This is a genomic window from Thermomicrobium sp., from assembly GCF_053493975.1.
The window spans coordinates 34,321-51,980 of record NZ_JBRBZA010000072.1 but is presented as its reverse complement, the minus strand read 5'-3'; the positions used below and the strand labels follow the sequence as shown (position 1 = coordinate 51,980).

The 17,660-nt window shown below is 65.6% G+C and carries 16 protein-coding genes; 10 read left to right on the top strand and 6 right to left on the bottom strand.

The window, feature by feature from the left end; genetic code table 11:
* Positions 1-445: 445 nt before the first annotated feature.
* The 6 genes from ACWIVK_RS11630 to ACWIVK_RS11605 form a co-directional block, all read right to left on the bottom strand.
* Entirely contained in the window at positions 446-2,545 is a 2,100-nt protein-coding gene (locus ACWIVK_RS11630) for a DUF4815 domain-containing protein (protein WP_448576875.1), read from the bottom strand.
* A gap of 198 nt (positions 2,546-2,743) precedes the next feature.
* On the bottom strand, positions 2,744-4,072 hold the full coding sequence (locus ACWIVK_RS11625) for a dihydrolipoamide acetyltransferase family protein (protein ID WP_448576874.1): 1,329 nt from the start codon (positions 4,070-4,072) through the stop codon (positions 2,744-2,746).
* A gap of 30 nt (positions 4,073-4,102) precedes the next feature.
* Positions 4,103-5,107 carry an alpha-ketoacid dehydrogenase subunit beta gene (locus ACWIVK_RS11620; protein ID WP_448576873.1) on the bottom strand — a complete coding sequence of 335 codons (1,005 nt, stop codon included), beginning with the start codon at positions 5,105-5,107 and terminating at the stop codon, positions 4,103-4,105.
* Between the two features lie 18 nt (positions 5,108-5,125).
* The gene (pdhA, locus tag ACWIVK_RS11615) at positions 5,126-6,139 is read right to left on the bottom strand and encodes a pyruvate dehydrogenase (acetyl-transferring) E1 component subunit alpha (protein WP_448576872.1); all 1,014 of its coding nucleotides are present in this window, start codon (positions 6,137-6,139) and stop codon (positions 5,126-5,128) included.
* 115 nt (positions 6,140-6,254) lie between these two features.
* A complete protein-coding gene (locus ACWIVK_RS11610; RefSeq protein WP_448576904.1) occupies positions 6,255-6,752 on the bottom strand; it encodes an adenosine-specific kinase in 498 nt (165 codons plus the stop codon).
* Between the two features lie 750 nt (positions 6,753-7,502).
* Positions 7,503-7,808, bottom strand: coding sequence for an alcohol dehydrogenase catalytic domain-containing protein (locus ACWIVK_RS11605; RefSeq protein WP_448576871.1), 306 nt, complete (start codon positions 7,806-7,808; stop codon positions 7,503-7,505).
* A gap of 237 nt (positions 7,809-8,045) precedes the next feature.
* On the opposite strand from ACWIVK_RS11605, the gene pyk reads away from it, so the two are divergent.
* The 10 genes from pyk to ACWIVK_RS11555 all read left to right on the top strand — a co-directional run bounded on the left by pyk (position 8,046) and on the right by ACWIVK_RS11555 (position 17,653).
* Positions 8,046-9,485: a pyruvate kinase gene (pyk, locus tag ACWIVK_RS11600; protein ID WP_448576870.1), complete on the top strand. Its 1,440-nt coding sequence runs from the start codon at positions 8,046-8,048 to the stop codon at positions 9,483-9,485.
* 542 nt (positions 9,486-10,027) lie between these two features.
* Positions 10,028-10,426, top strand: coding sequence for a stage V sporulation protein S (locus tag ACWIVK_RS11595; protein WP_448576869.1), 399 nt, complete (start codon positions 10,028-10,030; stop codon positions 10,424-10,426).
* Between the two features lie 52 nt (positions 10,427-10,478).
* Entirely contained in the window at positions 10,479-11,336 is an 858-nt protein-coding gene (locus ACWIVK_RS11590) for a PHP domain-containing protein (RefSeq protein ID WP_448576868.1), read from the top strand.
* A 33-nt stretch (positions 11,337-11,369) separates the two neighbouring features.
* The gene (locus tag ACWIVK_RS11585) at positions 11,370-12,503 is read left to right on the top strand and encodes a hypothetical protein (RefSeq protein ID WP_448576867.1); all 1,134 of its coding nucleotides are present in this window, start codon (positions 11,370-11,372) and stop codon (positions 12,501-12,503) included.
* Entirely contained in the window at positions 12,503-13,198 is a 696-nt protein-coding gene (ispD, locus tag ACWIVK_RS11580) for a 2-C-methyl-D-erythritol 4-phosphate cytidylyltransferase (protein ID WP_448576866.1), read from the top strand. The genes ACWIVK_RS11585 and ispD overlap by 1 nt, the downstream gene beginning before the upstream one ends.
* Complete coding sequence (gene ispF / locus ACWIVK_RS11575; protein WP_448576865.1) at positions 13,195-13,704, top strand: 2-C-methyl-D-erythritol 2,4-cyclodiphosphate synthase; 510 nt, start codon at positions 13,195-13,197, stop codon at positions 13,702-13,704. The genes ispD and ispF overlap by 4 nt, the downstream gene beginning before the upstream one ends.
* A gap of 5 nt (positions 13,705-13,709) precedes the next feature.
* Positions 13,710-14,174, top strand: a complete 465-nt coding sequence (gene dtd / locus ACWIVK_RS11570) for a D-aminoacyl-tRNA deacylase (RefSeq protein WP_448576864.1) — start codon at positions 13,710-13,712, stop codon at positions 14,172-14,174.
* Positions 14,175-14,252: 78 nt separating this feature from the next.
* Positions 14,253-14,861: a zinc ribbon domain-containing protein gene (locus ACWIVK_RS11565; protein ID WP_448576863.1), complete on the top strand. Its 609-nt coding sequence runs from the start codon at positions 14,253-14,255 to the stop codon at positions 14,859-14,861.
* A gap of 30 nt (positions 14,862-14,891) precedes the next feature.
* Positions 14,892-16,544 carry a hypothetical protein gene (locus ACWIVK_RS11560; protein WP_448576862.1) on the top strand — a complete coding sequence of 551 codons (1,653 nt, stop codon included), beginning with the start codon at positions 14,892-14,894 and terminating at the stop codon, positions 16,542-16,544.
* Positions 16,541-17,653 (top strand): hypothetical protein, encoded by a 1,113-nt coding sequence (locus tag ACWIVK_RS11555; protein WP_448576861.1) that lies wholly within the window; start codon positions 16,541-16,543, stop codon positions 17,651-17,653. The genes ACWIVK_RS11560 and ACWIVK_RS11555 overlap by 4 nt, the downstream gene beginning before the upstream one ends.
* Positions 17,654-17,660: the final 7 nt, after the last annotated feature.

The following is a 17,660-nucleotide window of genomic DNA, read 5'->3' as shown; positions in this document are numbered from 1 at the left end:
GACGAGCGCGAGTTCGGTCCTGATCCAGCCTGCAAAAGGGCTCGTCATCGCTCCGTTCGTCGAGTGGGAGCGACTCGCTGGCCATTCCCGAGCAGCGCTGCTGGCCGTTCTGGCAGAGGCCGATCACGGGTGCGTCGCCGGTGCTGCGCTCGCGTTGCCGGTCGTCACCGTCTCGGATGTATCGTGGGACCGATCGGTGGAATCGCGGATGGTTTGCGGGCGAGCGATCAGCGAGAAGCCGGGGGTGCGGGGAGAAGCAGTGCGAAGACTCCTGCTGCCGCGCCGTGAGCGGCCGGGCGAGCACGTTCCGTGCCCGAAAACGCACTCCAGCCTGATCGGCCGAGCAGGAACGGAGCCAGGAGGATCGAGCGTGGCGAGCGAAAAGACGCTCCCGCCCGGGAGCGAGTGTCAGTTCGTCCCGGGCGGGAGCCCATGCACGTCGCGCTCAGGGAGTCCAGCTCATCGATTGCGTGACCGTGGGCTCGGTCGCGTCACAGCTGGCGTTCGTGTTCAAGTCCCAACAGACGGTGACGAGGGCCGACGTGTTGGTGCCCTTCACGAGCACGGTCGCGGCTCCGAACATGTTCGTGGAGGCGGGTGAGGTCGTGATGGTCAGGCCCGCCGGTCCCTGAACCAGGATCTGTTGGGCGGGCATCTGCACCCCGTCCTCATCGACCGTTTGGGCGACGAGGATCGTATCCACGCCGTTCTTGTTCGCGACCTTACCGAAGTCGACGCGGAGGGCGCGCTGTCCGGTCGCGACGTTGAAGGCGGCCGAGCCATCGGCTTGCACGTCGTAGTTGACGTTGTTGGTGATGGCGACGACCGGTCCACCTGCGGTCACGGCCACGCGCACCTGACCCTGGAAGTTGGCGGGGAGCGGCGCCTGACTCGGCGCGTAGATGGTCACGGCGCCGTTGGGCGCGATCCCCGGGACCGTGAAGGGCGAGGGGGGTTGCGGTGCGCCGCTCGCATCGGAGAAGTCGAGCGTGACCGTTGCGGCTGCCCCACCCACGTTGAAGAGCTGGATCCCGCTGTTGTCGTTGCTGCCGGAGCCGGCCTTCTGGAAGAGCGGGACACGGAGGAGCGGCATCGGGAGACCCGGTGTCAGGGTGAGCGGCCCATTGATCCCCATCGAGGTCAGCGCTTGTCCGACATCCGCGCCACCCCCGGTGTACTTGACGGCATCGACCGAGACGATGATCGGCTGGGTGCTGGTGATGACCGCCTGAGCGAGTTGACCGCCGCTCCCGCTGAGATAGTCGAAGTCCATCGAGTTGGAGGCGATCGGTCCCAGGCTCTTGGTGGTGATGAGGTTCCCGTTGGTTCCGTAGTAGTTGATCGTCACGGTCGCGGGGGCGCCGCCAGCGTTCGTCACTGCCAGGCCAGTGTTCCAATCGAAGTAGGCCTGGAAGACGAGCGGCACGTAGACCGTGCTGGTCAGGGCGCTCACCGGCAAAGCGAGGTTGGTGAGCGCCATGTTGACCGGGGCTCCCCAGGGCTGAGTCGGCTTGATCCGGTCGATGCTGGCGGTCAGCTGACACCCGACTCCTTCGATGCGCGCGGTGCCCAGCCAGTTGTTCGGGATGCCGGCCGCGACGAGGTCCAGGTTCCAGGTCGCGCCGGCAGCCACTGCCTGCGTGAGCGTGTGCGTCTGGGTGCCGCTCGGGTGCTGGTAGAGCTTGACGGTGACGGAGCAGAGCGTGTTGCCGACGTTGGTGACGTGCAGGACGGTCTTCCAACCGCTGTAGTTGGCCTGCGCGATCGGTGCGACCAGCGTGCTGCCGACCGCACTGGCCTGGCTCAGTCCGGCGTAGCCACTGACCATGAGGTGGGTGCTGCTCGTGCGACCGTTCGTCGAGGGGGCTGGGGCCATGAGCTTGACCGCCGCGCTCAGTCGGGCCGGGCGGCAGGGAAAGTCGTAGGCGACTTGCACGCTGTAGGCGCTGCCGCCAGCTGGCTCAGCTCCGCCTGGTGGAGCCCAGTTGATGTTCAGCGTCGTGCCGACTTGGGAGAAGGTATAGTCGGCCGGCGATGTGTAGAGCGTCGTTCCCTGGCTCACGACGACCTGGGCGACGTTGACGCCGCTCGGGATCGGTAACGCGATGGTATCGGCCGAGTTCGCTGGGGTGCCGCGCGTCCGCGTGAACTCCTGGACTGCCTGCGGTGCGCAGCCGCCTTGCTCCCGCCCCGTGAGCAAGAGGCCGCCACCAGGGTTGGTGCCGAAGAGTGTCCCCGCGGCCAAAGTCGTCGAGCCGTTGCCGAGCAGGTTGATGCTGGTGATCGGAGAACCATCCGCCTTGGCGATGTCGACGGTCACCGGGAAGCTGCTGGCGTTGGCGACGGTGACCGTTCCGTGCCAAGGGCCGGTACCCGCGAGCGTCTCGTTGTTCGGCAGATACGGGACGACGAGTCGCTCACCGATGTCCCAGAGGCTCGCTGTGGGGGCAGGGGCAGACCAGTTCGCGGTGACCGGAGCGCTCGAGGCCACGACTAGACCGAGCGCGAGCAGAACCACGCCGAAGCGTCTTCGCCAATGTCTCATGCTGTTGTCCCCCTTCTGCAGGCTACCGACCGTGCCGGACGAGGCGAGTGTAACACATCGTTCCTCACTGGCGGATCCCTCTCGACCGCTGTCCCCGGGGCGCGAGCCGGCCGGATCGTTTCCGGCTCTGTCGAAACAACGCGCGAGCCTGCCGACCGCTTACAGCCGGCAGGCTCGCCCGAGGTGCCCGGACCCTGTTCAGCGGACGAGCAGCAACATCGGCTGCTCCAGGAGCGTGCGCACTGTCTCGAGGAAGCGGGCAGCAGTGGCGCCGTCGGCGACGCGATGGTCGACCGAAAGGGTCAGGCGCATGCGGCGTACCGGCACTGGTTCCTCGCTTCCCTCACGATAGACCGGTTCGCGCAGGATGCTTCCCACCGCGAGGATCGCTGCCTGGGGCGGGTTGATGATCGCCGTGAAGTGCTCGACCAGCCCGAACATCCCGAGGTTGGAAATCGTGAAGGTACCTCCTTGATATTCCTCGGGACGCAAGCGTTCCTCGCGGGCGCGCGCGATCAGATCCTTGGTCAGTCGCGCGATCTCCGCGAGCGGCTTGCGGTCAGCGTCCGGCACGTAGGGTGCGATCAAGCCGTGCTCGGTCGCGACCGCGATGTTGATGTCGATGCGCTTATAGATGCGCAGCTGGCTCGGGGGGACGAAGCTCGCGTTCAGCATCGGAAAGTCGCGCAGTGCCAGCGCACAGGCTTTGATCAGGAGATCGGTCACCGAGACGCGTTCGTCCTCTGGGACCTGCGCGTTGATTTGCTCGCGCAGGGCGAGCAGCGTGTCGACCTCGGCGACGGTGGTGACGAAGAAGTGCGGCGCTTGCTGGAAGCTCTCGGCCATCCGGCGGGCGATCGTCTGCCGGATGCGAGAGAGTTCGATCACTTCGAACTCGGGCAATCCCGGCACCGGTGCAGCGGTCACTGTGGGTGCCGCCGCTGGTGCCGGAGCGGCTGAGGGTGGCGGCGGTGGAGGCGGTGCGGCGGCCGGAGCCGGCTGCTCCGGGGCCAACGGTGCGCGTGGTGCAGCGATGAGCGGTAAGATGTCCTCTTTGACGATGCGACCGCCAGGGCCGCTCCCGCGGATCTTGCTGAGGTCGATACCGTGCTCGGCAGCGAGCCGCCGGACGAGCGGAGAGGCGCGGACTCGTTCACCGGGTGCGATGGGAGCCTCCTCGAGCGGTGCGGCTTCCGGCGCTTTCGGTTCTGGTGCGGTGACGGTCGCTACCGCGGTGGCAGCGCCGACAGCCGCAGGGGCTGGTACAACCTCTTCTTCCACCTTCTCACCAGGCTCACCGATCAGGGCGATCGGTTGCCCGACCGGAATGGTCTCTCCCTCCTTGGCCAGGAGCTTCAGGATCACGCCCGAGGCGAACGACTCGATCTCCAGATTGACCTTGTCGGTCTCGATCTCGGCGATCGGTTCGCTGCGCTCGACACGATCTCCCTCATGCTTGAGCCAGCGGAGGATGGTGCCTTCTTTCATGTCATACCCCATCTGGGGCATGACGAGCGGTCGTGCCATGTCGTTTCCTCCGTCCCTAGGTGCCTGGCGCTACCGCGCGACCGGTGCGGGGAGCCGCTGATAGAGCACCTCCCGCACCGCCTCGATGACCTTGTCCTTGTTCGGGATGACCAGGCGTTCGAGATTACGCGCGTACGGCATCGGGACTTCGACACTCGCGACGCGCATGATCGGCGCGTCCAGGTAGTCGAGTGCCTGTTCCTGGACCGATGCAGCGATCTCGGCTCCGACGCCGAACGACTTCCAGCCTTCCTCCACGATCACCAGACGGTTCGTCTTCTGCACGGAGCGGACGATCGTCTCGATATCGAGCGGGCGCAGGACGCGCAGATCGATCACCTCGCACTCGATCCCCTCGCGGGCGAGTTCCTCGGCTGCACCGAGCGCTAGGTAGTAGCCGCGGAGCCAAGAGACGATGGTGACGTCGCGCCCTTCGCGCCGGACTTCGGCTCCCTCGAGCGGCAGGAGGAAGTCCTCCCCGTCGGGTACTTCACCGCGGTTACGGTAGATCAGTGAATGCTCGATGAAGATGACCGGATCGTTCCCGCGGATCGCGGCCTTGAGGAACCCCTTGGCGTCCTTCGGGACGGCCGGAGCGACGACTCGGAGCCCGGGAACATAGGCGAAGTAATTCTCGAAGAACTGCGAGTGCGTCGCACCGAGTTGGCCGAAACCCTCGGCGGTGCGCACGACTACCGGTGCGGTGAACTGCCCATTGAACATGTAGTAAATCTTGGCCAGGTGATTCACGATCTGGTCCAAGGCGAGCAGTGCGAAATTGACTGTCATCAGCTCGACGACCGGGCGGAGACCACCGATCGCGGCCCCGATCCCGAGCCCGACGATCCCCAGTTCGGCGATCGGTGTATCGCGGACCCGATCCGGCCCGAACTCCTGGAGGAAGCCGCGGGTGACGGCATAGGAGCCACCGTACGCGCCGATGTCTTCGCCCATGAGGAAGACGCGCTCGTCGCGGTACATCTCCTCGCGCAGCGCCTCGCGCAGCGCGTCGCGGTAGGTGATCTCTCGTGTCATCGTCGTCTCCATCCCTCTCTAGCGCACGGTGATCGGGTCGGCATACACGTACTGGGTGAGTGTCTCCGGGTCCGGTTCGGGGCTCTCGTCGGAGAAGCGTACGGCCTCGGCGACCGCCTCCTCGACTGCCTGGTCGAGCGCTGTCAGTTCCTCCGCGGTGGCGACATTGTGGGCGAGCAACTGTCGGCGGAAGCGCTCGATCGGATCCCGGTGACGTCGCCACTCTTCGGCCTCTTCTTTGGACCGATACGTCTCCGGATCGGCCATCGAGTGCCCACGGTAGCGATAGGTGAGAGCTTCGAGGAAGTAGGGGCCATTCCCGGACCGGCAATGCTCGAGCGCTCGCTTCGTCGCCTCGTAGACGGCGAGGACATCCTGGCCATCGACTCGCTCGGCGGGGATGTCGTAGGCGCAGGCTTTCCGGTACATCTCCCGCACGGCCGAGGCATACTGGACGGCGGTGCCCATGCCGTACTGGTTGTTCTCACAGAGGAACAGGACGGGAAGCTTCCACAGGGCAGCGAAGTTGAGTGCTTCGTGGAAGGCGCCGTTATTGGTCGCGCCATCGCCGAAGATCGCCACTGCGACGCGCCGCTGGTTCAAGTACTTGCTGGCCAAGCCGAGCCCAGCCGCGATCGGCAGGAGGCCAGCCACGATCGCGTAGCCACCCCAGAAGTGCTTGGATGCATCGGCGAAATGCATCGAGCCACCGCGCCCGCCGACCAGACCGGTCGCTTTGCCGAAGAGTTCTGCCATGCAACGGCGCGGATCGAGACCGAGCGCCAGCGCGTAGCCATGGTCGCGGTAATGCGTCACCAGGTGATCGTCCGGATCCATGGCACGGATCGCGCCGACTGCGACCGCTTCCTCCCCGATATAGAGGTGCAAGAAGCCCGCGATCTTGCCGAGCGCGTATTGTTCCGCTGCGACCTCCTCGAAGCGCCGGATCAGCACCATCAGGCGGTACATCTCGAGAAGCTCGCTCTTGGAGAGCGCTACCCCGGGCAGCTGACCATCGACTGTGCTGGTCATCGCATCCCTCCTGTCTTGCGCCTGCCTGGTCGCGACTGGCCCGGCCTCCCTGACCGGTTCCACTCCGTCGTGGTCGTCGCGACCGCTCGGCTCGGTGTCCCGGCACAACCTTGGCTTATGATACTCCAGGGCCGAGCTTATACCCAATCTGCCGGAGGAAACTCATCCGCTTGGCGATGTCCTCTTCTCCCTCGATGCCGAGCGGCTTGAAGCCATCGGCGACTCCGAGGACGGCTCGCTGCTCACCCAGGTCGGCCAGCACGACCGTGACCGGGTTGGCGGTGGCACAGAAGATCGTGCACACCTCGACCACGTTGCGAACGGCCGGTAAAACGTTGATCGGATACGCGTTGCCGAGCATGATCAGGAAGCAGTGTCCAGCCGCGATGTTCAAGACATTGCGCCGCGCCAGCTCGGTCAACTCCGGATCGGTTCCGCTCCAGCGGACCAAGCGGGGTCCCGATGCTTCGCTGAAGGCGAGCCCGAACTTGATCCCGGGTACCGCATTGACCAACGCCTCGTGCAAGTCTTCCACCGTCTTGATGAAATGACTGTGCCCGAAGATCACGTTCACGTGGTCCGGCTTCTCGATGGGCACGGTCACCAGCTCGATCGGCATCGTCCGCCTCCTTTCCATCGCTCGCAGTCCTCGAGACACGGGTACCGCGCGCCCCTTCCTGTCACTGTCCCGGAGGTCCCGGAGTGTCTGGTCGATCTGGATGAGTGGGTCGTCGTTGGGCGAGGAAGTGATCCCCATCTCGGCAACGAGCTCCATGAGTTCGACCAGTTCGTTTCCCGTCCCGACCAGGTTCGCCCACGACTGTCTTTCCTCGGTCGACGAGTTCTCCAGTGAGGATATCGATTCGTCCACCATAGCCCACGACGCGAGAGGCGACGCCGCGGCACGTCATCGTCGATCCTCGCTGGCGTCTGGATCCTCTGCTGACGACGTCCAGGGGAACCGCTGCACCCTGCCTTCCCGAGCTGTGCCGATCGTCACTGGTCGGCTCGACGTCAGCTCGCTCCGTCGAGCCTGCGCGGAGGTCCTGGGCGTCATCACGGGTCTGCTCGGGGCGATGGACAACGATACTGTGGACCAGGGCCAGCACGTGCGGGATCGGAAACGAGCTCTGCCCGAGCCCACCGAAGCCGATGGGCACGCCGGTGTCGCCCGATTCGAGCCAGGAGCGCACCCGCTTGACCACACGGTAGGCAGTCGGTCCGGCATCGGTATGAGGCGCCGCCGCACGCGGTGACAGTCCTTCTGGTATCCGCACGAGAGTCCGCTCCTTCGTCAAAAGATGATCGGCGAGTTCCCCGTCGCACGTGAGTGCTGGAAAGCATCCCGCTCGCAGACCATGTCTTAGCCAAGTCGGCGAGCTCGGGAGGTGCCATCGGTGATCGGTGGAGAGACGACGAGTGGAGCACCGGGGCGGACGCGTCGCACCGCGGCGCTGAACGCGACGACGAAACCGGCATGCTCGTGCCCAGGAATGAACGGGAGTTCGACCAGAATCCGGTCGGTGAACTGGCTGTCGATGATAGGGAGATTCGTGCGACACGCCCCAGCACCGTCGATCGTCACGACTCCTTCGCCCGGGTGCGCTGATGGTTGGATCCGGCATGTCCTCCCGGATCGAGCACGCTCGTGCTTCGAGCGTCTTGTCATATCGGTGCGAGCGCGCAGCGCGCATCAGCTTTACCATATCCTTACGCAGCACTCGTGTTCCGGTGCGCTCATGATCCTAGCACGCTCGCTGGTGACCGTCGAACGCTGCCTATCCAGGTCACTGCCGCCATATGCCCGATCAGGAGCGGTGCAGGGTGGCCTGCATTGCCTGTCAGTGTCCCGCGGGCTATCCTCGTCTGCTCGTCGTGTTGGGCTGGGGGAGCGAGGAGGTGCCTCGTGTCGGGAGAGCGAGCATCGTGCTGGCGGCGTCGCGCCAAGATCGTGGCAACGATCGGGCCGGCATCCTGGAGTCCGCAGATGTTGGACCAGCTGATCGCCGCTGGAGTCGATGTCTTTCGGGTGAACGCAGCACACAATTCGCCAGAGGAACGCCGGCCCATCGTAGCTGACTTGCGGGCCGCTGCTGACCGGGCAGGGCGACCGATCGCCATCCTGCAGGATTTGGCGAGTTGGAAGCCACGGACTGGTCCGCTGGAGGGTGATTCATTCCGACTGATTCGCGATACGCGTGTGCGGATCGTTGCGGGCACTGAGCCGCTCTCGCCGGAGCGGCTCAGTATCGACGATGCCGAACTGGTCGCTCAGCTGCAGCCCGGACATCGGATCCTGATCAGCGACGGGTTGATCGAGCTGGTCGTGGAGTCGCGCGTGGGGGACGAGCTGCTGGCTCGTGTCCTGCGCGGTGGCCAGATCCGGGGGCGACAGGGAGTTGCTGTGCCAGGAGTCCCTGGCCGTCCTTTCCGATTGAGCGAGCGCGATCGAGCCGATATCGCCTTCGCTGCCGAGCACCAGCTGGAGTACATCGGTGTGAGCTTCGTCACTGGGCCGGATGATCTCCGGTCGGTACGAGCGATCCTGCGCGAGTGCGGTGGGCGCGCTCGGCTCGTCGCGAAAATCGAGCGCCCCGAGGCTCTGACAGCGATCCGCGAGATCGCACGCGAGAGCGACGCTGTCATGGTCGCTCGGGGCGATCTCGGTGTTCAGCTGCCGCCAGAGGAAGTGCCCATCGCGCAAAAGCGGATCATCCGCGTCGCCCGTGCGTTCGGTATTCCCAGCATCATCGCCACGCAGATGCTGGAATCGATGACGACGCAGCCGATCCCGACTCGCGCGGAGGTCAGCGACGTGGCGAATGCCGTTCTCGAGGGAGCCGACGCTCTGATGCTCAGTGCGGAAACCGCGACTGGCCAGTATCCGATCGAGGCGGTCGCGATGATGCATCGCATCATCGTCGCCACCGAGCAGCAGCTGACCCCTGCACCGGTTCCCGAAGAAGAAGAGCCCACGACGATCGCGGCGACCATCGCGCGTACCGCCACCGATCTCGCTCGGCGTTGGCGAGCGGTTCGCACGATCGTGGCGATCACGCGAAGTGGGTTTACTGCCCGGGAAGTGGCTCGTGAGCGACCAGCCGCACCGATCGTCGCAGTGACTTGCGATCCCATGGTTGCCCGACAACTCTCCCTGGTTTGGGGGGTTACGTCGCTGGCGCTTCCTTCGTTCGCCGAGACCAGTGAGGAGCTGATCGAGCAGGCAGCAGGGGCAGCGCGTGCGAGCGGGCTGGTCAGGAGCGGTGATCATGCTGTCTTCATCACGAGTCTCCGCTATTTTCCCGAACCCGGCCACGCCGATACGCTCCATCTCCGCCAACTCTGAACTGCTACCGCGCGAGCAGCTCGGGGTGATCGCGCCGATGCACTCCGGCCTCGCGAGTCCGGAGAGTCGCGCCGCTCTCGCCGCGTGCCGGGAAGGCTGGGCATCAGCCGAGTGATCCTGCCAGAGCCTGACGGGCTTGGGCGCGCGAGCACTCGGTGGTACTCTCCGGGCGCACGGAGTCCCCGACGAGGCCTGACCGGGGACGAGCGACGCTGCGCCTCGCGAATGCCTTCCCGTTGTGGCGTTGCTTTCTCGACCTTTCTCGCTGCGGAAGCTGGGCATGCGGGCGCAGCAGCAGCGTGGATGGGCGCTGTCGAATATGCTGGGCGCTCCCTATTGACGGCATGATCGCGGTATGGTACGCCTACACGCGGCTGCAGCTTTGCGCAGTAGCCGTCGCGACGGCGATTGGAAGGGGATTTCGGGACAAGCGACACAGGAGAGGAGTGGGGACAGCGCGAAGCGTCGGACACGCTGCTCGGAATCGGTATCAGGCTCGGCGACAAGCGTGGCAGTGACCCACATCCATCGGAGGAGACAGCATGGAGCGCTTCTTCAGCAAACTGGATTTGCGTGAAATCAAGATCGGGACCGAAGCGAGTTTCCCGCCCGAGGAGGAGGCGAATCAGGGGCCGGTGCGCTCGAGCGCGCAAGGGAGTAGTGGGCAGCGTCCGCGCCGCAGCGAAGTGCTCAAGGTTTCGGCTCGCTCGCGCCCGAGTGCCGTCGCTGGTGCGATCGCTGGTGTCGTCCGTGAAGTCGGGCGTGCTGAAGTGCAGGCGATCGGTGCTGGCGCGGCCAACCAGGCGATCAAGGCGGTGGCGATCGCCCGCGATTACCTGGCGGAATCCGGTATCGATGCGGTCTGTCTTCCCTCGTTCATCACGGTGACGATCGGGAACGAGGATCGCACCGCGATCCGCTTGATCGTCGAACCGCGCTGAGAACTCGCTGCCCCCAGTCACTCCTGACTGGGGGCAGTTCGTTTTCCCGCTCATGGGTTCGATCGACCTTCACACGCACACGACCGCGTCGGACGGCAGCCTCTCGCCCGAGGATCTCGTCGAGCTTGCCGCGCTGCGCGGTATCGAAGTGCTCGGGATCACCGATCACGATACGGTCGCTGGTCTTCCGGCTGCCCAATCCGCGGCTGCTCATCGTGGTGTGCATATCGTTCCGGGCATCGAGCTGAGCACAGCGGTCGAAACAGGCGAAGTCCATATCCTCGGTTATTTCATCGATCCAGCGGATCCGGTGCTCCAGGCGCATCTGGCGTCGCTCGCTGCCGCGCGTCGGGAGCGCGCTCAGCGGATGGTCGAGCGACTCCGCCACCTCGGCCTTCCCGTGACGATCGGAGATCTCGAAGCGATCGCCCGAGGGGGAACCATCACCCGCGCTCACGCAGCGCGCTTGCTCGTCGCGCGAGGGTTCGCGGGATCGATCGACGAGGCGTTCGAGCGGTTCTTGGGGCGCAACCGACCGGCGTATGTGCCCCGCACGTATCCCTCTCCTCGGCGTGCCGTCGAGATCGTACTGGCTGCCGGGGGCGCTCCGGTGCTCGCTCATCCGCTGAGTGTCGGCGATCCGGAGACGATTTTGGAGGAACTCGTGCCGGTCGGGCTCGTAGGGTTGGAAGCCTGGTATGCCGAGTATGCGCCGGAAATCCAACGAGAACTCGTTGCGTTAGCTGTGCGCTGGGGATTGATCCCGACGGGCGGAAGCGATTACCACGGACCCGGGTTCCGAGCCGAACGCGAACTCGGGAGTGTCGATGTCCCTCGCCAGTCGGTGGACATGCTGGCAGCACGGGCTCGCTCGGGTCGTGGAGGTGCTGCTACACTGCCTGAGCAGTGAGAGTCGGTGCCAGCGAGCGATGGTGCGGGCGCGATGGTCGTGGTCGGATCTTCGCGAGAAACCACCGAAGCGGAAACGGCTGGTGAAGCGGGGGCTCGTTCCCCAGCTGACCGGCGGCGCATGCGCGCTGAACGGGCGCGGGGGCCGCTCGGCCGTCTCTTCCGATATGCTGGTCTCTCGATCGGCGCGCTCCTAGGCTGGTCGTTCGGCGGCTTCCTCGCTGCGCGTCCAGAACTAGTCGTGGTGACGCAGTTCTTTCTCGCCTCGGTCCTCGCTGCACTCGGTTTTCTGGTGACACCTTATCTTCTGTTCGATCTCTCGGATGCGATCTGGGCGCGCTTGCGTGCGTTGACGATCGATGCCCTGATCGCTGGCGGGATCGGTGCCTTCGCTGGCGGAGTGTTCGGGCTGTTGTTGGCCTGGCCGTTGGCGCTCCTGCCTCGCCCCGCCGGGCAACTGATCCCCCCGGCTGTGGCCCTGCTGGCCATGCTGGTCGGAGCAGCGCTGGTGAGCAGCCGGCGCCGCGAGTTGATGGAGGTCATGGGGCTCCGTTCCCAGCGGCCGGGCCTCGCCCTCGTCCTCGATACCAGCGCGTTGATCGACGGGCGGATCGGGGAATTCGTCCGGCTTGCCGTACCCGATGCGCAGCTTCTCGTCCCGGAAGAAGTCGTGCGGGAACTCCATCGGCTGGCTGAGCACAGCGACTCTTCCCGACGAGCGCGTGGCCGGCGTGGTCTCGAGCTTCTGCGGCGCTTGCGTGAGGAGTTCGGTTCCCAGTTCGTGGTAGTTCCTAAGCGCGTTCCCGAAACGGAAGCGGACGATGCAGTCGTCGACTGCTGCCGAGAGTTCGCCGGTCGGCTGGTGACCTGCGATCAGCGTCTGGCGGACGTGGCTCGTGTCCAGGGACTCGTGGTGTGGAATCCTCATCAGCTGGCAGAAGCACTCCGCAGTCCGGTCCACGTGGGGGATCGCCTCGTCCTTCACCTGAGTGGCCCGGGACGCGAGCCGCAGCAGGCGATCGGCTATCTGGATGATGGGACACTGGTCGTCGTCGAGGAAGCACGATCGCGCATCGGCCAGGACGTGCCGGTCGAAGTCATGCGGATCCTGCGTACACCGGCCGGACGTCTGGTCTTCGCGCAGTTGGTCGCGCAGAGCGAGTCCTGATGACGTGCAGTGCGGTCGTTCCTTCGGCGGGGCGAGGTCAACGACTCGGCGGGCGCGAGAAAGCACTGCTCCCCCTGGCTGGTCGTCCTGCCTTGGCCTGGGTCTTGGAGGCACTGAGTGCTTCCGGTGTCATCGCGGAGATCATCGTCGTGGCCAGCGAGGCGAACCGGGAAGCGGTCGAGTCGTTGTGCACTGTGCTCGGGCTGTCGCTTCCTGTCCAGGTCGTGATCGGTGGGGCTGAGCGTGCCCTCTCGGTTCGAGCGGGAGTGGAGCGTGTACCGGACGACAGACGGTATGTGCTGATCCATGATGCTGCTCGGCCGCTCGTGACACCCGAACTCGTCCAGCGAGCCGTCGTGGCGGCGCAGCGACACGGTGCAGCGGTCGCAGCGATCCCGGTGACCGACACGATCAAGCAGGTGGCCAGTGATGGGCGAGTCGTGACGACCCCGGAACGCGCGACGCTGGTAGCGGCGCAAACGCCACAAGTCTTTCGGTTGGACTGGCTTCGCGAAGCGTACCGCCGGGCTGGCGCGCAGTGGGTGACCGTCACGGACGAAGCGATGCTGCTCGAACGTGCTGGTTTTCCAGTATTTATCTTTCCGGGCGATCCCGAGAATCTCAAGCTGACGACGCCGCTCGACGTGGCGATCGCCGAGCTGATCCTCGAGCGTAGGATGCGGGGGAACGCATGATGCGAGTCGGTTTGGGGTACGACGTCCATCCCCTCGTGCCGGGGCGGCGGCTGGTGCTGGGTGGTGTCGAGATCCCGGGAACGGTCGGCCTTGCTGGGCACTCGGATGCCGATGTCTTGGCTCATGCGATCGGCGATGCGCTGCTGGGGGCGGCTGGACTCGGTGATCTGGGAACGCATTTCCCGTCGGACGACGAGCGGTGGCGGGATGCCTCCAGTCTCGAGCTCCTCCGCCGCATTCGGGAGGCGGTCAGCCGAGCTGGCTGGCGCGTGGTCTTTGTCGATGCGACGGTCATCGCCGAGTTTCCCCGCATCGCACCCTTTCGGGAGCGAATGCGCGAGCGGTTGGCGACGGCGTTGTCCCTCACAGTCGAGCAGATCAGCGTGAAAGCGACGACGAACGAGCGACTCGGATTCATCGGGCGCGGTGAAGGGATCGCTGCACTGGCGGTGGCGACGCTCCAGCGCAGTGTCCAGGAACGCGACTCCGATCCGGACGGGAGGTAACGGCAGTGCGGGTTCTCCTCCAGCGAGTGAGCGAAGCCAGTGTCACGGTGGACGGAGCAGTGGTGAGTTCGATCGGCCAGGGAGTCCTGCTCTTGGTCGGAGTGCGGCGTGGTGACGACCGGGCGACGGCTGAGTGGTTAGCGCAAAAAGTCGCGCACTTGCGGATCTTCGAGGACGCAGCCGGCAAAATGAACCGCTCGCTTCTCGACATCGGTGGCAGTGCGTTGGTCGTCTCGCAGTTCACGCTCTATGCCGATGTGCGCAAGGGACGTCGGCCGAGCTTCATCGAGGCGGCCCCGCCGAACGAGGCGCGACCGCTCGTCGATGCCTTCGCGGAGACGCTGCGGGCACTCGGTGTGCCAGTCGAGACCGGTGTGTTCGGTGCGCACATGGACGTCGCGCTCGTCAACGATGGGCCGGTCACGATCTGGCTGGACAGTGCGGAACTCCGTGGAGGCTCCCTCGATTAGGACTTCTGGGGCTCTTGTCGATCCGTATCCGGTGTTACACTCGCTCCCAGAGGATCGTGTGCGAACGGAGAAGCTTCGGTGTACTGCCCACAGTGTGGACAGCGGATCGGTGAGCAACGTGGCACCTGTCCCATCTGTGGTGCTGCGATCCGTGAACCGGTCGCCGGTACGGCAGTGTGTTCCAGCTGTGGAGCGTTGCGTGCTCCCGAGGATACCTATTGCCGCCAGTGTGGAATCCTCCTTCCCTTCGATCTGAGTGCGCTCGAGCAGCTCGAACAGGCTCCGGGGGAGTCGCTCGGTGATGTGCCGATTCCCGAGTGGCTTCGGGCAGAGGAACCGGGAACTCCAGGAAGCGAGCTCCAGTTGCTGAGCGATTTGGATCTGCCGGAGTGGTTGCGGGAGCCGACCGAGTCGGCAGCGGAAGCGCCACCTTTGCCGACGACTTCGGCGTTCGTCGTGCCGCCAGTGGTACTCGCCTGGTCGCAGCCGATCGCGAGCGAAACGGCCGATCCTTCGCTTTTCGAGCCGCTTCCACCCCTGCTCTTGCCGATCGCGCCGGCACTCGGTGGGGTCGCTGTTGCGGCTGCTGAGCCTGCCGAAGATCGTCGCCTGGTACGAATCGCTCTGCTCCTGGCACTGGCAGTCTTGATCGGTGTGGTCTTGTACATCTTGTGGCAGAGCCGGTAGCGCGCCCGTGAGGTAGTGAGGAGAGCGCGCATGCACAGTGCTGTAGCGATCTCCTGCAGTCAGGGGATGACGCGGGTCGTGCTGGCCGACCGCGTCGAGGGTGAGCCACGACTGCTCGGAACGGTGGCGGTTCCTGGCCGGGATGTCGAGACAGGACTGGCGTTCGCCGAAGAGCGCTTCGGTCGCCGACTGCTCGCCGAGGAGCGCCCGATCCGTCCGCGCGGCCTGCTGGGAGATGGCGCCGATGCCTGGATCGCAGTCGGTAGTCCGGCGAGCGTTCCGCTCCTCGCAGTGCTGGGTATCGCACCGGACCCGTTTCTGGCAGACCTCGCCAAGCGTGCTGCCGAAGCAGCCATGGTCGAGACCCACTGGATCGACGCGACGGAAGCAGCGAGCGTGACCGCGTTGGCGCAAGAGCTCGTGGAACTGCGTCCTCGCTTTCTCCTCCTGACGGGGGGACCCGATGAGCGTGCCTGGCAGTCGGCGATGGTGGCAGTGAGCAACGCCCTCGGCGACGCATTCGATCTCGAACTCGGTATCGTCATCGCGCCGGAAACGATCCAGCAACTGGTGGCGAGAACGATCGGCAATCAGGTCGAACTCATGGGCGTCGATCCGGCTACCTCCCAACCGGCTGAGATCGTCCGAGCGGTGACGAGCGAGTTTCGCTCCCGGGTGGCAACGCTGCTGTCAGCGGAGTTGAAAGCACTGGAACTGGATCGCTTCGTCGATCGTGCCACGGCATTGGAGCGTGCGCTCGCCTTTCTCGTCCGGCGTGCTGACCAGCGTGTCGCTCTCGTCGATCTCGAACAGGGGATGCTCGGTATCTGGGCGCGTTCCGAGGGGATGTTGACGCTCTATCGAGCTGGGCGTGACCTCGAGCAGGGGGCGCTCGGACTGGCTGCGCTCGGTCTGGAGGCGATCGTGCGCTGGCTTCCTTTTCCGATGACCGAAGAAGACATCCTCGACTGGCTCGCCAATCGCGCCATGACGGCATCTCCTTTCCTATTCGAGCCGCGTGACCAACTGATCGCGACTGCAGCGGTGCGAGCGCTCGTGCAGGATCTGGCGAACTCCGGGCCACCGAGCGGAATGCGCGAGGACCTCACGCTCGTCGCACTCGGGCCACGTCTGGCTTGGCTTCCTGCGGAACTCGCGTTGCTGTGCGCGCTCGATGGGTTCGCGCCGCTTCCGGCGGGCGGGCTCGTCAGTGTCGCGCTCGACGAGGCAGATCTGTTGGCGACGTGCGGTGCGCTCGCGGAAATCGATCCGGGGTACGCGGCGAGGCTCCTGGAACGGGATGCGCTCTTTCCGTTGGCTCATGTCGTCGTCGTGGCTGGCGACGGAGTGGAGGGAGCGATCGCCGTCCGCGGCGAGCTCCGTGCGGGCGATCTCGTGCACCGTTTCGCGGTGCCCTGGGGAAGCTTGCACGTGCTCCCGTTTCCCTCCGGCCGTTCAGCGGAACTTCTCGTGGAGCCGGAGGCAGGTATTCGGATCGGGAGCCTCGAGCCAGGAGTCGCGATCGAGTTCGCTGGCGAGGCAGCGCTCGGCTGGACGCGACTCGGGATCGTGATCGATGCACGAGGACGTCCCCTGCGGATACCGGACGATCCGCCAGCACGAATTCGGCGGATCCGTTCCTGGCTGGCTGACCTCGGCGTGGCGGAGGGGGTGATGCGGTGAGCACTCTCGGGCGCCTGCCCTTGGTCACACGAGATGTGGAATGTCTCGTGCGGCATCGCTTGGCTGCCCCGGAACTGCGTGTCGCTGTTGGGCAACTGGTGGAGCCGGAGACGATCCTGGCGATGGCGGCCGATGGCCTGCCACGCAGTGCACGGATCGCGCTCGCGGCGGAACTCGGAGTCGCACCAGTGGAGGCAGCGCGCTACCTGGTGCGTGCGCTCGGGGAGCGCGTCGAGGCAGGTGAAGTGGTAGCAGTGCGTCGACGAGGGCTGCGGAGCCAAGAGGTGACCAGCCCGATCGCTGGGCGATTGGCAACGCTGGATGCCGAAACCGGTCTCTTGACTGTGGTGGCTGATCCACCGCGGCGTGCGGTGCCTGCTCTCGTCGCCGGCGAGGTGAGAAGCGTTGCCGACGATGCAGTGACGATTCGTGCCATCGGTGATCTTCTGCTCGGAGCGAGCCTCCTCGGCCGGGAAAGCGCTGGCCCACTGATCGTTTTGGCTGATCGGCCGGATCGTGAGCTCCCTGTCGAGGAGTTCGACGAGCGCTGTCGCGGAGCGATCGTTCTGGCCGGTCTGACGGTGAGCAGCGCTGCGCTCCGACGTCTCCACGATGTGGGAGCAGCCGGTGTGATCGTGGGCGGTCTCTCGACGCACGCGCTCGAGCCGTTCTGGGGAAGCGCGACGCCGATCCGTCTCCAGCGGGCACTGGCCGGCCCGAGTGCGGACTGGCCGTTTCCCTTCGGTGTGCTCATGCTCGAGGGGTTCGGTCGACTCTCCGTGCCGGAACCGGCCTTCGACTTTCTGGCCGAGCGTGCCGGGCGGTGGGTCGCACTCCTGCCGAGCACGAGTCTCGGCCTCGATCGCCCAGCCTGCTTCGTGTCCTCGCGGGGCTTGCAAGGACAACCCGTCCAACCGATCGCGCTGGTTCCCGGTGCGATGGTGCATCTCCGGCTGCCGGCCCGGCCGGGTCTCGGTCGCCTGGTGAGCGTGCCGTTCGTGGCTCGCCAGCGGGACAGCTTGGCATTCTGGGCAGTCTGGGTCGAGCGGGACGGAAACCGTGAGATCGTGCCGGTCGATCTCGTCGATCCGGTCGCATCTGATGCCTGAGTCTCGC

Excerpts from the sequence above, each read along its gene's own strand:
- ACWIVK_RS11630 (WP_448576875.1), bottom strand. The coding sequence starts at position 2,545 with ATGAGACATTGGCGAAGACGCTTCGGCGTGGTTCTGCTCGCGCTCGGT.
- ACWIVK_RS11625 (WP_448576874.1), bottom strand. The coding sequence starts at position 4,072 with ATGGCACGACCGCTCGTCATGCCCCAGATGGGGTATGACATGAAAGAA.
- ACWIVK_RS11620 (WP_448576873.1), bottom strand. The coding sequence starts at position 5,107 with ATGACACGAGAGATCACCTACCGCGACGCGCTGCGCGAGGCGCTGCGC.
- pdhA (WP_448576872.1), bottom strand. The coding sequence starts at position 6,139 with ATGACCAGCACAGTCGATGGTCAGCTGCCCGGGGTAGCGCTCTCCAAG.
- ACWIVK_RS11605 (WP_448576871.1), bottom strand. The coding sequence starts at position 7,808 with ATGACAAGACGCTCGAAGCACGAGCGTGCTCGATCCGGGAGGACATGC.
- ACWIVK_RS11595 (WP_448576869.1), top strand. The coding sequence starts at position 10,028 with ATGGAGCGCTTCTTCAGCAAACTGGATTTGCGTGAAATCAAGATCGGG.
- ACWIVK_RS11590 (WP_448576868.1), top strand. The coding sequence starts at position 10,479 with ATGGGTTCGATCGACCTTCACACGCACACGACCGCGTCGGACGGCAGC.
- ACWIVK_RS11585 (WP_448576867.1), top strand. The coding sequence starts at position 11,370 with ATGGTCGTGGTCGGATCTTCGCGAGAAACCACCGAAGCGGAAACGGCT.
- ispD (WP_448576866.1), top strand. The coding sequence starts at position 12,503 with ATGACGTGCAGTGCGGTCGTTCCTTCGGCGGGGCGAGGTCAACGACTC.
- ispF (WP_448576865.1), top strand. The coding sequence starts at position 13,195 with ATGATGCGAGTCGGTTTGGGGTACGACGTCCATCCCCTCGTGCCGGGG.
- ACWIVK_RS11560 (WP_448576862.1), top strand. The coding sequence starts at position 14,892 with ATGCACAGTGCTGTAGCGATCTCCTGCAGTCAGGGGATGACGCGGGTC.